This window comes from Enterobacter sp. QK-SA4, from assembly GCF_056856775.1.
In genome coordinates, this window is sequence record NZ_JBXFXH010000007.1 from 3,364,688 (window position 1) to 3,379,525 (window position 14,838).

A 14,838-nucleotide genomic window follows, 5' to 3' on the forward strand; every position below is an offset into this window, starting at 1 on the left:
AGAGGGTGAGGGCAAAAAATCACAGCACCGAAGGTAACAGTCCTACAAGGCTTCCCTCTTCCAGAAGCTGCATCGCCTTATCAATATCCGGCGCAAAGAAGCGGTCATCATCGTAGTGCGATACGTGCTCGCGCAGCACATGACGCGCCTGCTCCAGCAGCGGGCTGGATTTTAGCCCTTCACGCAGATCGACACCCTGACATGCCGCCAGCCACTCCACCGCCAGCACGCCGCGGGTGTTGGAGGCCATTTCCCACAGACGACGCCCGGCAGCCGGCGCCATCGAAACGTGATCTTCCTGGTTCGCTGACGTTGGCAGGCTGTCCACGCTGTGCGGGTGCGACAGGGCTTTGTTCTCGCTCGCCAGCGCCGCCGCGGTCACCTGGGCAATCATAAAGCCCGAGTTGACCCCGCCGTTACGCACCAGGAACGGCGGCAGCTGGGACATATGTTTATCCATCATCAGCGCGATGCGGCGCTCGGACAACGCGCCGACTTCGGCAATCGCCAGGGCGATATTATCCGCCGCCATTGCCACCGGCTCGGCATGGAAGTTGCCCCCGGAGACCACCTCGTTTTCCTGGGCGAAGACCAGCGGGTTATCGGACACCGCGTTGGCCTCCACCAACAGCACTTCTGCCGCCTGGCGCAGCTGCGTCAGGCACGCGCCCATCACCTGCGGCTGGCAGCGCAGGGAATAGGGATCCTGCACCTTTTCACAGTTGTGGTGTGAATCCGCGATCTCGCTGGTGTCGGTAAGCACGTGACGGTACATCGCGGCGACATCAATCTGCCCGCGCTGACCGCGCACCTCGTGGATGCGGGCATCGAACGGGCGACGCGAGCCCAGCACGGCTTCGGTGGTCAGCGCACCGCACACCACCGCTGAGGCAAACAGATCTTCCGCTTCAAACAGGCCGCGCAGCGCGAAAGCGGTCGATGCCTGCGTGCCGTTCAGCAGCGCCAGCCCCTCTTTCGCCGCCAGGGTGATCGGGTTTAACCCGGCTTTTTTCAGCGCCTCTTTCGCAGGAAGCCACTCGCCCTGCCAGCGCGCTTTGCCTTCCCCCAGCAGCAGCAGCGACATGTGCGCCAGCGGCGCAAGATCGCCGGAGGCACCGACGGAACCTTTTGCCGGGATCCACGGATAGACTTCCGCATTGACCAGCGCCATCAGCGCCTGAATCACGCTCAGTCGAATGCCGGAGAAGCCGCGGGCCAGGCTGTTGATTTTGAGCACCATCATCAGACGGACAATCTCATCATCCAGCGGCTGACCCACGCCCGCCGCGTGTGACAGCACCAGCGAACGCTGTAAGTTTTCCAGATCGTGTGTCGCGATGCGGGTCTGCGCCAGCAGGCCAAAGCCGGTGTTAATCCCGTAGGCGGTGCGCCCTTCGGCAACGATGGCTTCGACGCAGGCGACGCTGTCGTTAATGGCGGCATGGGCACTTGCATCCAGCGAAAGGGTGACCGGCTTGCGCCAGACGTTACGCAGCTGCTTGAGCGTCAGCGAGCCGGGAGTGAGTGTTAATGCGTTCATTAATGCTTTCCTTGTGTGGCAGGGATCATCGGCAGGTTAAGGCCCTGCTCTTTGGCACAGTCAATGGCAATTTCGTAACCCGCATCCGCGTGACGCATCACGCCGGTTGCCGGGTCGTTGTGCAGTACGCGAGCGATACGCGCGGCGGCTTCATCGGTTCCGTCGCAGACGATGACCATCCCGGAATGCTGGGAGAAGCCCATCCCCACGCCGCCGCCGTGGTGCAGCGACACCCAGGTCGCGCCGCTGGCGGTATTCAGCAGAGCGTTCAGCAACGGCCAGTCGGAGACCGCATCCGAGCCGTCGCGCATGGCTTCGGTTTCGCGGTTCGGGCTGGCGACGGAGCCGGAGTCCAGGTGGTCGCGGCCGATGACGATCGGCGCGGAAACCTCACCGCTGCGCACCATTTCGTTGAAGGCGAGGCCGAGTTTTTGACGCCACTCCAGCCCTACCCAGCAGATACGCGCCGGCAGGCCCTGGAAGTTAATGCGCTCGCGGGCCATGTCCAGCCAGTGGTGAAGATGTTCGTCATCAGCGACGATCTCCTTCACTTTGGCGTCGGTTTTGTAGATATCCTCCGGGTCACCGGACAGGGCAACCCAGCGGAACGGACCGATGCCGCGGCAGAACAGCGGGCGAATATAGGCAGGAACGAAGCCCGGGAAGTCAAAGGCGTTATTCACGCCCATCTCTTTCGCCATCTGGCGGATGTTGTTACCGTAGTCAAAGGTCGGAATGCCCATCTGGCTGAAGGCCAGCATCGCTGAGACGTGTTCCGCCATAGAGCGTTTCGCGGCAAGCACCGTACCTTCCGGGTCGGTCTCCGCTTTTTGCTGATATTCTTCCCACGACCAGCCTTTTGGCAGATAGCCGTGCAGCGGGTCATGGGCGCTGGTCTGGTCGGTGACCAGATCCGGGCGCACGCCGCGGGCGACGAGTTCAGGAAGAATGTCCGCCGCGTTGCCGCACAGGGCAATCGACACCGCTTTGCCTTCAGAGGTGTATTTTTTGATGCGCGCCAGCGCATCGTCCAGATCGGTTGCCTGCTCATCGACGTAGCGGGTGCGCAGACGGAAATCAATGCGGCTCTGCTGGCACTCAATGTTGAGCGAGCATGCGCCGGCAAGCGTGGCGGCCAGCGGCTGCGCGCCGCCCATGCCGCCGAGACCCGCGGTCAATACCCAGCGGCCTTTCAGTGAGCCGTTGTAGTGCTGGCGACCGGCTTCCACGAAGGTTTCGTAGGTGCCCTGCACGATCCCCTGGCTGCCGATGTAGATCCAGCTCCCGGCGGTCATCTGGCCATACATCGCCAGTCCTTTTGCGTCCAGTTCGTTGAAGTGTTCCCAGGTGGCCCAGTGCGGCACGAGGTTAGAGTTAGCGATCAGCACGCGCGGCGCGTTTTTGTGCGTTTTGAACACGCCAACCGGCTTGCCGGACTGCACCAGCAGGGTTTCGTCGTGTTCGAGTTCGGTCAGGGATTTTACAATTGCGTCATAGCATTCCCAGTTGCGCGCGGCGCGGCCTATGCCGCCGTAGACCACCAGCTCGTGGGGGTTCTCCGCCACCTCAGGGTCGAGGTTGTTCATCAACATGCGCAGCGGGGCTTCGGTGAGCCAGCTTTTGGCGGTAAGCGTGGTGCCGCGCGCGGCGCGGACGTCCTGCTGGCGGTATTTACCTGACGACATTGTGTGCTCCTCATAGGGGACAGATGATGCATTTAGATATACTTGTATAGACAAGCACACACAAGGTCAGATTTAACAAAAAAGATACAATTTTGTTATATTGCGTTAGCGATCACGCTTATAAAACTTATGACATGAAGTGGCCCTGCAGCCGGTAGCGATTACCCGGGAAAAGCAGCCGGGCATGCGACACAATGTGCGACGAGGACCAGGTACGGCGGCGGATCAGCAGGCACGGATCGTGCTCTTTAATGCGCAGCCTTTCGCACTCCTGCGGCGTGGCGCGCACGGCCTCCACAATGTGCTCCCCTTCCGTCAGCGGTGCGACGAGCGAGAGATAGGCATGCGGCGTGGTCTGGGTGTAATCCTGGTTCAGATAGTCCGGTATCCGCTCAGCGTTAACGCAGCGATCTTCAATCTGCACCGGAATGTCGTTTTCGAAATGCACCATCACGGAGTGGAAAATGCGGCTTCCCTCCTTGACGTTAAGCTCCGTGGCCTGCTCGGCGCTGGCCTGGGTCTCTTCGAGCACCAGCACCTCGCAGCGGTGCTGATGATTACGCGCGGCTATCTCGTCCGCAATGCTGCGGATTTCAAACAGGGCCGACTGTCCTTTCGGTTCCGCCACAAACGTCCCCACGCCCTGCAGGCGCACCAGAAGCCCTTCGTCGGTCAGCTCGCGCAGCGCCCGGTTGACGGTCATCCGGCTAAAACCAAACTGTGCCACCAGCTCGGCCTCCGAAGGAATGCGATCGTGCGGGCGCCAGACGCCGGTAGCGATTTTTTCGCTAATTGCCTGCTTCACCTTTTCATAGAAAGGCGCGGGAGGGCTCGACTGCGGCAGAGGTGAGCGTGAAAACATCGTGACTCCTTGAATAGTGTTATGCCCACCAGTGAGCAATTTGCCAGGCCAGGCGGGCGGCGAGCTTAGCGCCCTGCCCGTCCCGATCGTACTGCGGGTTAAACTCTACCAGATCGGCGGCCTGTAGCTTACCGCTGCGGCAGATTTGTTCGATAACCGGGAGAAGATCCAGCGCCGGTATGCCTAACGCAGCCGGTGCGGACACGGCAGGCATTTCGCTGGCGGGCAGGACGTCCAGATCGATCGTCAGATAGATATGGTCGGCCTGCGCCAGTACCTTTTCCAGGGCGGATAGCGCATCGCGCCTGAAATGGAGATCTTCCACCAGCGTGACGTTCAGGCGTTCGGCCTCATCCCACAAAGCCTGCGTGTTCGCCGCCCGGCTCACGCCAAGGCAGGCGTAGTGAAATTCCCGCCCGCGCTCATCGCAGTAGCGCGCCAGCTGGCGAAACGGGGTGCCGGATGTGGCCCGGTCGGCCTTGCGCAGATCGAGATGGGCATCAAGGTTGATAATGACAACCCGCTCGTTCGGAAAGGCGTCCAGCACGCCGCGACCGTGCGCCCACGCGGTTTCGTGCCCGCCGCCAAAGACCAGCGTGCGCATCCCGGACCGCTGGCATGACGTCACGGCATCGCTTAACGCCTGCTGTGCCGCTTCCAGCTCGTCACCTTCAACGTACACCGAGCCCATATCCGCCAGCCGGTCATGCCCCTGATGGCTTGCCATATTTGCCAGCGCTTTTCGCAGCATATCCGGTGCCTGCACGGCGCCGGGCCTGCCCTGATTGCGTTTTACCCCTTCATCACATTCAAAGCCTATCAGCGCGATGCCGGATGAAAGCGGCGTGAACTGGCCCTGCTGCTTTATCGTCTGGAAAATGCGCTTTGCGCTGCTGGCCTCGGCGCTGTCATCGCGCCCCTGCCAGACGGTTTCGGCTACGGGCCGCCATAACCTCATACTGCCTCCCCACGGAAAATACGTTGATATAGCGGGTTGCGTCCCGGCTCGTAGACCATCTCTACCGGATGATGAGCATCCCAGACGATAAAATCGGCGACAAACCCTGCCCGCAGCTGCCCGTGGGTTTCCCCGCGGCCCAGCGCCTGCGCGGCATGGCGCGTGACGCCAGCCCAGGCTTCTTCCGGGGTCAGGCCAAACTGGACGCAGGCCATGTTCATCGCCAGGTGCAGGCTCGCAAACGGGCTGGTGCCGGGGTTATAGTCGGTGGCGACCGCCATCGGCACGCCCTGTTTTCTGAGCTGTTCAATCGGTGGACGCTGGCGCTCCTGAAGAAAATAGAACGCACCCGGCAACAGGACGGCAACCGTGCCGCTTTGCGCCATCGCCTGAACGCCTGCGTCGTCGAGATACTCAATATGGTCGGCGGAAAGGCCCTTATACTGGCTGACCAGCGCCGCGCCGCCCTGATTCGACAGCTGCTCGACGTGCCCTTTCACCGGGATACCCAGCGCGGCGGCGGCCTTGAAGAGGCGTTCGGTTTGCGACGGGGTAAAGCCGACGTTTTCACAAAACACGTCGACTGCTTCATATAACTCTTTTTGCCACAGCGTGGGCAGTATCTGCTCACAGACCAGCGTGAGGTAGGCGTCAGGATCCTGCCGGTATTCCGGCGGAACCGAATGGGCCGCCAGCAGCGTTGGGCTGATATCGATCGGATTATTGAGGCCCAGCTGGCGGGCAACCTGCAGCATTTTCTCTTCGGCCTCGGCGTTGAGCCCGTATCCCGATTTGATTTCAACGGTCGTCACGCCTTCATTCATGAGACGCTGGAGCCGCTGCTGCGCCAGTTTCAGCAAGGTTTCGGCTGAGCTGCTGCGCGTCGCCGTCACGGTAGCGTTAATCCCGCCCCCCTGGGCGCTAATGGTTTGATAAGAGACGCCGTTCAGACGCTGCTCCCACTCCGCCGCGCGGTCGCCGCCAAATACCAGGTGGGTATGGCAGTCAATCAGGCCAGGCGTGACCAGACGTCCCTGAAGATCGACACAGTGACGGTGTCCGGAAGGAATGTCAGATTCAGGGATCGCGGCCAGAATAGTGTGGCCGCGCACGACCAGGGCGTGTTGCTCTTTCAGTCCATAAGGCGCAGGTACGTCCGGCGCCATCGTAGCCAGTCGCGCATTTCGCCATATTACATCGTCGGGATGAATCTGCTGCATGGGGCATTCCACTTGTCTTAGGTTGTATAGACATTTATTTGCATCCACCGTCTACTGTCAACCGCCTTGACTGAAAATGTTATTTATTTGTGATCACTTACCTGCCGCTCCGGGGCTAAAAATGCAACTTTTACCCTTTTTATCTTCCCGTTTCGCTCAACTTAGTATAAAAAAGCAGGCTATTTCGTCTATCCCGTTTAAGACTTGCATACCCAGGAGCTCTACCTTGAACATTTCCAGGATTTCCCGTCTGGCGTTAGCACTCGCCTTTGGCGTGACCTTATCCGCATGCAGTTCAACACCACCGGATCAGCGCCCTTCTGAGCAGGTTGCGCCCGGTACCGCCTCCCGCCCGATTTTGTCCGCTGATGAAGCGAAGAACTTCGATCGTGCGCACTACTTCTCGGCGATGGATCCTAACGCTGCGCCGTGGACACCGTCTTCTATTAACCTGCCTAAACAGCCTGACTTCGTGGTTGGCCCGGCGGGTGCGCAGGGCGTAACGCATACCTCTATTCAGGCTGCGGTTGATGCTGCCATCACTAAACACAGCGCGTCTCGCCAGTACATCGCGATCCTGCCGGGTGAATATGAAGGCACCGTGTATGTTCCGGCGGCACCGGGCAGCATTACGCTTTACGGTCTGGGCGAAAAAGCGATCGACGTAAAAATTGGCCTGGCGATTGATTCCGAAATCGACAGCAACACCTGGCGTCACCTGGTGAACCCGGCCGGTAAATATATGCCGGGCAAACCGGCGTGGTACATGTTTGATAACTGCCAGAGCAAGCGTTCCGCCACCATTGGCGTGATGTGCTCGGCGGTGTTCTGGTCTCAGAATAACGGTCTGCAGCTGCAAAACCTGACCATTCAGAATACCCTGGGCGACAGCGTTGATGCCGGCAGCCACCAGGCCGTTGCGCTGCGTAGCGATGGCGATAAGGTGCAGATTAACAACGTCAACATTCTTGGCCGTCAGAACACCTTCTTCGTGACCAACAGCGGCGTGCAGAACACCCTGCAGAATAACCGCCTGACTCGTACCCTGGTGACCAACAGCTACGTTGAAGGTGACGTGGATCTGGTGTCCGGTCGCGGCGCGGTGGTGTTTGATAATACCGATTTCCGCGTGGTGAACTCACGTACTCAGCAGGAAGGTTACGTGTTTGCTCCGGCAACCCAGTCTAACCTCTTCTACGGCTTCCTGGCCGTGAACAGCCGCTTTAACGCTGCCGGTGACGGCGTGGCGCAGCTGGGACGCTCCCTGGACGTGGACTCTGCGACCAACGGTCAGGTCGTGATCCGCGACAGCGTGATCAACGAAGGCTTCAACATGGCGAAGCCGTGGGCTGATGCCGCGATCTCCAAACGTCCATTCTCCGGCAACACCGGTGCGGTGGATGATAAAGGGAACGTGCAGCGCAACCTGAACGACGCTAACTTCAACCGCATGTGGGAATACAACAACCGCGGTCTGGGTAGCAAAGTGGTTACTGAGCCGAAGCAGTAAGCTGTTTTGCCGGGTGGTGGCTTCGCCTTACCGGGCCTACATAGCCCGCAGGCCCGGTAAACGCCGTTCTACCGGGCATAAAAAAAACCTCGCATTCGCGAGGTTTTTTGTTTTTAGCCGCTTAGTGAGCGTTGACCACGACCCACATTGGCCCCTGGCCTACGGCGTAACGTCCTTTCTCTTCCAATAGCCCCTGCTCGCCTTTAATTTCATACAGCGCGATGTGGTGGGATTTCTGCCCCGCCGCAATCAGGTATTTACCGCTGTGATCGATATTAAAGCCGCGCGGCTGGGTTTCCGTTGGCTGGAACCCTTCAATCGCCAGCACGCTGCCGTCTTCAGAGACGCTAAACACGGTAATCAGGCTGGAGGTACGGTCACAGGCGTACAGATGGCGACCATTTGGCGTAATGTGGATATCCGCCGCCCACCGGGTATCGGAGAAATCAGACGGCATCATGTCCAGCGTCTGCACGCACTCGATCTGGCCGTTAGGATCTTTCAGCTCCCATACGTCCACCGAGCTGTTCAGTTCATTAACCACATAGGCGTACTGCTGGTTCGGATGGAAGACCATATGGCGCGGGCCGGCACCTTCAACGGTAGTCACTTCGGCAGGATTCTGCGCCACCAGGTGACCATCGTCGCTCAGGGTGAACAGGCAGATACGATCCTGCTTCAGCGCAGGCACCCACAGCGTGCGGTTATCCGGAGAGATATTCGCCGAGTGGCAGCCTTCAAGCCCTTCCACCACATCCACGGTTTCGACCGGAATGCCCTCTTCCAGACGCGTTACGCTGACGCAGCCCGCATTATAAGAGCCGCTGAAGACAAAGTTGCCTTTACGATCGGTCGAGATATGGGTTGGGCTGCCCGGCAACGGGGCTTCGGCAGTGTACGTCAGCGCGCCATCGCCCGGAGAAATGCGATAGGCCAGCACGCGGAACTCCGGGCGCACACCCACGTACAAGAAACGTTTATCCGGGCTGATGACCATCGGCTGTACCTGGCCTGGCACATCTACAACCTGAACCAGCGTGAGTGTCCCTTCGGTATTTAAACGCCAGACGTGGATCTGCTGGCTTTCAGGACTGGCGGTATAAACGGTTTGTTTCATGAATATTCACTCCTCACTGCGCATGAAAGTAGTTAACTTTTGACGGTGAATGCTGAATTGTCGACAGGAGTTTTGAAGCGTTCGCCTCTCGGTGTACCATCCCATCAAAACGTAAATTCAATATTAACCCGGGAAAACAGATGACCTCGCGTGTGATTGCTCTGGATTTAGACGGTACCTTACTGACGCCGCAAAAAACCCTTCTCCCCTCCTCCCTTGAGGCGCTAAAACGCGCGCAGGAAGCGGGATATCAACTCCTTATCGTAACGGGTCGACATCACGTTGCCATTCACCCTTTTTATCAGGCACTGGCGTTAGATACACCTGCAATTTGTTGTAATGGCACTTATTTGAGTGTGTGACGCTTATTACAACATTTTCACCAATCCAGGGCAATACGCCAGTATCCAACGTTGTTCCAGTGCTCAACAAGACTCTCTTCACCTTGTTTCGTCGTAGCCGCAAAGCGGTGTACTATCGGAAAAACTACATACCAAAATCAGGTGAATCACTACATGGACTATCAGGTAATCGCCCTTGATCTGGACGGCACTTTATTGACGCCAGAAAAAACTATTTTACCAGCCTCATTAACTGCCCTACAGAATGCCCGTAAATCAGGGGCAAAGGTTGTCATAGTTACCGGACGGCACTTTGTAGCCATCCATCCTTTTTATCAGGCATTAGCACTGAATACACCAGCTATATGTTGTAACGGTGCTTTATTGTACGATTACGCCGAAAAAAGAGTTATTGCCTCAGACCCATTACAACCAGAACAAGCTACTCAATTAGTAAACCTACTTGATAGTTACAATGTTCATAGTCTGATGTATGCCGATGATGCCATGTTTTATCAAAATCCAACGGGGCATATTATCCGTACAGAAAATTGGGCTAAATCTCTTCCAGAGTCACAACGTCCAGTATTCAAACAAGTACCCTCTCTGAGTGAAGCCTCTCAAAATGTTGATGCTATATGGAAATTCGCCCTTACTGATTCTGATACTGAAAAACTACATCGCTTTGTTCAGATCGTAGAGCGTGAGCTTGGCCTTGCTTGTGAATGGTCTTGGCACGACCAAGTAGACATAGCACAAGCCGGAAACAGTAAGGGTAAACGCCTGGCACAATGGGTAGAATCACAAGGTTTATCTATGAGCCAGGTAATAGCCTTTGGCGATAATTTCAACGATCTAAGTATGTTGGAGACTGCTGGCTTGGGTGTTGCTATGGGTAACGCTGTTGATGAAGTGAAAGCGTGTGCTGATTTAGTAATAGGTAACAATACGGAAAATGGAATTGCTGATGTAGTAAACCAGTACTTTTCAGTAGAAAAAATTACAGCGTGAAACTGAAACAGAGATGTTCGATATGATAAAATTCACACCTGAAAATGGAATGAGAACTTATATTGATGAACAGTTAGCTCTGACCTGCCCCCCGTTGATTAGTACACCCCGATGTTAGTAATGTCTTCATAAGCCACATGAGGACATCCCCATGAAGAAGCGTTTTTCCGACGAACAGATCATCAGTATTCTCCGCGAAGCCGAAGCTGGGGTACCCGCCCGTGAACTCTGCCGCAAGCATGCCATTTCCGATGCCACGTTTTACACCTGGCGTAAGAAGTATGGCGGTATGGAGGTGCCTGAAGTTAAGCGCCTGAAGTCGCTTGAGGAAGAGAACGCCAGACTCAAGAAGCTGCTTGCCGAAGCCATGCTGGATAAAGAGGCGCTTCAGGTGGCTCTTGGGCGAAAGTACTGACGACAGACCAGAAGCGGGAAGCCGTGATGTTGATGTGTGATGCGACCGGTCTGTCGCAACGTCGTGCCTGCAGGCTTACAGGTTTATCCCTGTCGACTTGCCGCTATGAGGCTCACCGTCCGGCTGCTGATGCGCATTTATCAGGGCGCATCACTGAGCTGGCACTGGAGCGCAGGCGTTTTGGCTACCGTCGTATTTGGCAGTTGCTGCGCCGTGAAGGGCTTCATGTTAATCATAAGCGCGTGTACCGGCTTTATCACCTCAGTGGCCTGGGCGTAAAACGCAGAAGACGTCGTAAAGGGCTGGCAACAGAACGTCTGCCGCTGCTCCGTCCGGCGGCGCCCAATCTGACCTGGTCGATGGATTTCGTCATGGACGCACTTTCCACCGGTCGCAGGATCAAGTGTCTTACCTGCGTCGATGATTTCACAAAGGAATGCCTGACGGTCACTGTTGCCTTTGGGATTTCAGGCGTTCAGGTCACGCGTATTCTGGACAGCATTGCACTGTTTCGAGGCTATCCGGCGACGATAAGAACTGACCAGGGGCCGGAGTTCACTTGCCGTGCACTGGATCAATGGGCCTTTGAGCATGGTGTTGAGTTGCGCTTAATCCAGCCGGGCAAGCCAACGCAGAACGGATTTATTGAGAGCTTTAACGGACGATTTCGCGATGAATGTTTGAATGAGCACTGGTTCAGCGATATCGTTCATGCCAGGAAAATTATTAATGACTGGCGGCAGGATTATAACGAATGCCGCCCGCACTCCACGCTGAATTATCAGACACCGTCTGAATTTGCAGCGGGCTGGAGAAAGGGTCATTCTGAGAATGAAGATTCCGACGTTACTAACTGAGTGTTGTATCTAATCGTGGGGGCAGGTCAATTCATCAAACGTGATATGAGCGTTGATTAGCTTATCTGAACGGGAATACTCATAACCTGTATAAGTACCGTCTATGATGCTTGTAGAGCCTTTAGGGAAGTGTAATGTGATGTTCATAGGTATACCCCATAGTTGTTGTCTATAGGGTATTTACTATGGTGTTAGAGAAGGTTGTGTATCTTGTCAAACGGTACTGATCGGTACAGGTATCCTTGTACTGCCGTTACTCCAGCATCGCGTAGTACTGGTAGCTCTTGCCGCTGCTCTACTCCCTCTACGATTACATAGGGGCAATAGTTCATGATGTTCTTCATCAGTACGTTGAATGTAGGTTTCTGTACTTCCTCACGGTAGAACGCCCTATCGATTTTTACCGCTTCATAGCATCCAGTAGTTAACGCCGCAACGTTAGCCCGACCGGAACCAAGATCATCAAGGAACAAGCGATAGCCTACGTTTAACATTGTTCGTAACACCGGATGATCTATACCCAATTCCAACCCTTCAAAGTCTTCTGAGATCTCCAACCTGACAAACTCCAGCTTATCCAGTAAGTGAGTTATACCACTGTCATATACACATAGCCGTGCCTGTAAGGTATCAACATTAACGGTACAGAAAAGCCGGTGATCCCTGAACCATGAAGCACGTAATTCTATGGCCTGTAGTTGTCGTGTGAGTAGTTCCCTCTTCCTTTCATTATCCATAGCCATGATGAAGTACTTACTGTTCAGTACAGGCAAGTCCTGGCAATGGAAACGGGTTAACAATTCACAACCAACCAGTTGGCCTGAAGTTGTCATGATCGGCTCTGCTATAAAGCTAGTTATTATCATCAAATTGATCTCTTTAATCGATTTATACTCTATTATTGATCGCTCAAATCTATTAGTATAGAAACTATTCGCCTAAAGAAAATCATTTAACTTATTTAATATGATCGTTTTTATTGAATTTTTAGCGTTTCGTCTTGTTCTTCAGTATTACACTGTATAAATTTACAGTATCTAACGGTTAGTGGAGGGCTTAGAAATGGGCAATAAGAACGGTTACGATCCATCCATACGTAGAGGTGTTCATCAGTTCTCACACGCTGGGGTTTGGTTCACGGTCTGTTATCGGGGAAGTATTCTTGAACAATTCGAGTTGGTGATCGGGTGATATTTGAAGGTTCTGTAGGTGGGGTGTTCTGGCTGGGAACGGTTGAAAGGGATTGTTTTGTACTGATTAGCGAGACACACTTTAACAAGGTGTTGGATGCTCTAGTTTATCTACATGCTGAACGCCGAGTGGTTGAACAACATGCTGATGATTGGTTCTGTGGGCAAGAAGAACTGCCATTCTAAAAAATGCCCCTACACATTGACGGCCCCATTGAGTAGGACAGTTCATGTTATTGGGGCATATTCAATTACTTAATAAGTATTGTGTAAAATCTTCTTGTTTGTACTACTGCGACAATAAAGCACCCAATAGCAAAGCATATTTTCATACCATCTTCTATTGGGTGTACATTTAATACATATCTAATTATAAAGTTGAACACTGAAAGCGTTACAAACCAATACAGTAGGAAATACAAAAATGAAAACAGGCGGCAAAGTATATTGCTACTTTTAATATCAAAAATCTTTGCTGTCAGTTTTGTTAATGGTGAGAAAAGCATCGCGATAAAACCAGGTATTATAGTAATTAGAAATATCGCAACAAACATCAAAGGCACTTTTACATATTCATTGCCATTTGGACCAATTATAATAATCAAACCAGTGACAGCCGTGATCAGCCCACCAATCAATAGTTCTTTCGTTCCCTCGAACATCTCAGAGATATTTTCAACAGTAATTTTCATTTTACCACTCTTCACTATAGGCAAGTTCTGAATGATAATATCATTTACAAATTGAAAAAGCCCTGTAGATTCACATCATACAGGGCTTAGTACTGAAATTTTCAGATTACTTCGCTACTACCTGCCAGCGTCCACCAGGCTTTGTAATCTCATACTGGTATTGATCATCACACCATACATCTATACGGCCTGAGAAGTTCGCATTGCTAAACCTAGTGACTTTATCGCATGTGTAATCACGCTGGATAAGAGCCTGAGCGAAATCCTTAGCGTCCTGTAACTCTTGATTGGTGAGCTGGGTAGACGGTTCTTCGTGCTGTGCTTCATGCTTAACATCTCCACCTGAGATTTTGAAATACAAAGCGATGAGCACCAATAAAACTACAATAATTTTCCCCATTAGTAACCCTTGTGAACTATCTAGAATACAAGAGGTTGTTTCAACATCCTCTAAGTCACAATGGGTAGTATCGGCCTTATGTAGAATTTCTTTACTTACATGTAAACTGAAGGGGGAGTAACAGTACTGAGGGCTGTTGTATGGTAGCTTCACGCCACACCCACACCTTCAACAAACCTACCCATAGTGGGGGGCGTGAGGTTATGAGTGTACTTTAGGTATGATATAGAAGTAAAGCCATATAAGATTATCGATAAGTTTTTTTAAAGTTAATCCAAAAGCTCAATGCCCTTACCAAGTAGTAAAGGCATTGAGAAAATTAATAGCTAAGCTGTTTTATCTCTGTTGGTGAGATTGGATACTGATATTCAGGAATAATCATTCTACAAAAAATATCAAATCTTGTAAGATGTTCCTTAACCTGGTCGATTGGAACGCCAATATTGCGTAATGAATTGATAAGAATATCATTGTCAAAGTCGGGTCTTCCATAATACGCACATTTATTATCAATGATGTGATTATAGAACTGTAGTACATCATTATAAGTTTGAATTTCAGTATCAGTTTTATAATCAAATGATTTTATTGACATGTTTCCATCAATGCTTTCAATGCTGACTCGTAAACTATCGAAATATAAAAAAGCACTACGGAATTCACTCTGAGGCATTTCTATATTTTGGTCTGTGATATAAATGAAACTCTCCGCTCTCAGCTCAAGTAGATTAGAAAAAAGATCACCCTTATCTATTGTTACTAAACCATCAGTACGTGTATAGACGCCATCCTCAAAATGATAATAGTAATATTTTTCATTATCAACTAACTTATAAAAACCAGTAATATCATCTTTCATGCGAAAGATTACACCATCCACTAATTCTATAGCAGAATAGTCACATTTATTATAATTCATTTTTCTTCCTTAACTAGGGTACGTAGAACATAATATAGTCTATATATGAAATGTCGGGATACACCTGTGGATTCGTTAGTAAAACCTCATGTGAACTAAGGATAGTCCGGGCTAACTGAGT

13 protein-coding genes and 1 pseudogene are annotated in these 14,838 nt (G+C 52.8%); 4 read left to right on the forward strand and 10 right to left on the reverse strand.

Features of this window, described 5'->3' with window-relative positions:
* Positions 1–19 precede the first annotated feature (19 nt).
* The 5 genes from hutH to hutI all read right to left on the reverse strand — a co-directional run bounded on the left by hutH (position 20) and on the right by hutI (position 6,265).
* Positions 20–1,540 (reverse strand): histidine ammonia-lyase, encoded by a 1,521-nt coding sequence (gene hutH / locus AC1VYI_RS17865; RefSeq protein ID WP_023310843.1) that lies wholly within the window; start codon positions 1,538–1,540, stop codon positions 20–22.
* Positions 1,540–3,225, reverse strand: a complete 1,686-nt coding sequence (gene hutU / locus AC1VYI_RS17870; protein ID WP_059446400.1) for a urocanate hydratase — start codon at positions 3,223–3,225, stop codon at positions 1,540–1,542. Before hutU ends, hutH begins: the two co-directional genes overlap by 1 nt.
* 127 nt (positions 3,226–3,352) lie before the next feature.
* On the reverse strand, positions 3,353–4,087 hold the full coding sequence (locus AC1VYI_RS17875; protein ID WP_023310841.1) for a histidine utilization repressor: 735 nt from the start codon (positions 4,085–4,087) through the stop codon (positions 3,353–3,355).
* 19 nt (positions 4,088–4,106) lie between these two features.
* Positions 4,107–5,045 (reverse strand): formimidoylglutamase, encoded by a 939-nt coding sequence (gene hutG / locus AC1VYI_RS17880; protein WP_134866640.1) that lies wholly within the window; start codon positions 5,043–5,045, stop codon positions 4,107–4,109.
* The gene (gene hutI / locus AC1VYI_RS17885) at positions 5,042–6,265 is read right to left on the reverse strand and encodes an imidazolonepropionase (protein ID WP_134866641.1); all 1,224 of its coding nucleotides are present in this window, start codon (positions 6,263–6,265) and stop codon (positions 5,042–5,044) included. The genes hutG and hutI overlap by 4 nt, the downstream gene beginning before the upstream one ends.
* Before the next feature lie 226 nt (positions 6,266–6,491).
* On the opposite strand from hutI, the gene AC1VYI_RS17890 reads away from it, so the two are divergent.
* Complete coding sequence (locus AC1VYI_RS17890) at positions 6,492–7,775, forward strand: putative acyl-CoA thioester hydrolase (protein ID WP_047173442.1); 1,284 nt, start codon at positions 6,492–6,494, stop codon at positions 7,773–7,775.
* 121 nt (positions 7,776–7,896) lie between these two features.
* Here AC1VYI_RS17890 and pgl read toward each other — a convergent pair whose 3' ends face one another.
* Positions 7,897–8,892, reverse strand: a complete 996-nt coding sequence (gene pgl, locus AC1VYI_RS17895; protein ID WP_226483654.1) for a 6-phosphogluconolactonase — start codon at positions 8,890–8,892, stop codon at positions 7,897–7,899.
* Positions 8,893–9,032: 140 nt separating this feature from the next.
* Here pgl and AC1VYI_RS17900 point away from each other — a divergent pair.
* The 3 genes and pseudogenes from AC1VYI_RS17900 to AC1VYI_RS17910 form a co-directional block, all read left to right on the forward strand.
* Positions 9,033–9,245: pseudogene (locus AC1VYI_RS17900) on the forward strand (HAD-IIB family hydrolase); the annotation flags it as partial.
* Between the two features lie 162 nt (positions 9,246–9,407).
* The gene (locus AC1VYI_RS17905) at positions 9,408–10,244 is read left to right on the forward strand and encodes a pyridoxal phosphatase (protein WP_047742451.1); all 837 of its coding nucleotides are present in this window, start codon (positions 9,408–9,410) and stop codon (positions 10,242–10,244) included.
* Between the two features lie 151 nt (positions 10,245–10,395).
* A protein-coding gene (locus AC1VYI_RS17910) for an IS3-like element ISSen4 family transposase (RefSeq protein WP_087451024.1) occupies positions 10,396–11,516 on the forward strand; the annotation gives its coding sequence in 2 pieces (ribosomal slippage) (positions 10,396–10,654 and positions 10,654–11,516; 1,122 coding nt in all).
* 191 nt (positions 11,517–11,707) lie between these two features.
* Here the strand turns inward: AC1VYI_RS17910 and AC1VYI_RS17915 are convergent.
* From AC1VYI_RS17915 to AC1VYI_RS17930, 4 genes are all read right to left on the reverse strand, one after another.
* The gene (locus tag AC1VYI_RS17915) at positions 11,708–12,382 is read right to left on the reverse strand and encodes an EAL domain-containing protein (protein ID WP_148110390.1); all 675 of its coding nucleotides are present in this window, start codon (positions 12,380–12,382) and stop codon (positions 11,708–11,710) included.
* Between the two features lie 575 nt (positions 12,383–12,957).
* Complete coding sequence (locus tag AC1VYI_RS17920) at positions 12,958–13,398, reverse strand: hypothetical protein (RefSeq protein ID WP_059305894.1); 441 nt, start codon at positions 13,396–13,398, stop codon at positions 12,958–12,960.
* Between the two features lie 106 nt (positions 13,399–13,504).
* Entirely contained in the window at positions 13,505–13,798 is a 294-nt protein-coding gene (locus AC1VYI_RS17925; protein WP_023292988.1) for a hypothetical protein, read from the reverse strand.
* Positions 13,799–14,117: 319 nt separating this feature from the next.
* Positions 14,118–14,717 (reverse strand): hypothetical protein, encoded by a 600-nt coding sequence (locus AC1VYI_RS17930; protein ID WP_126850930.1) that lies wholly within the window; start codon positions 14,715–14,717, stop codon positions 14,118–14,120.
* Positions 14,718–14,838 lie beyond the last annotated feature (121 nt).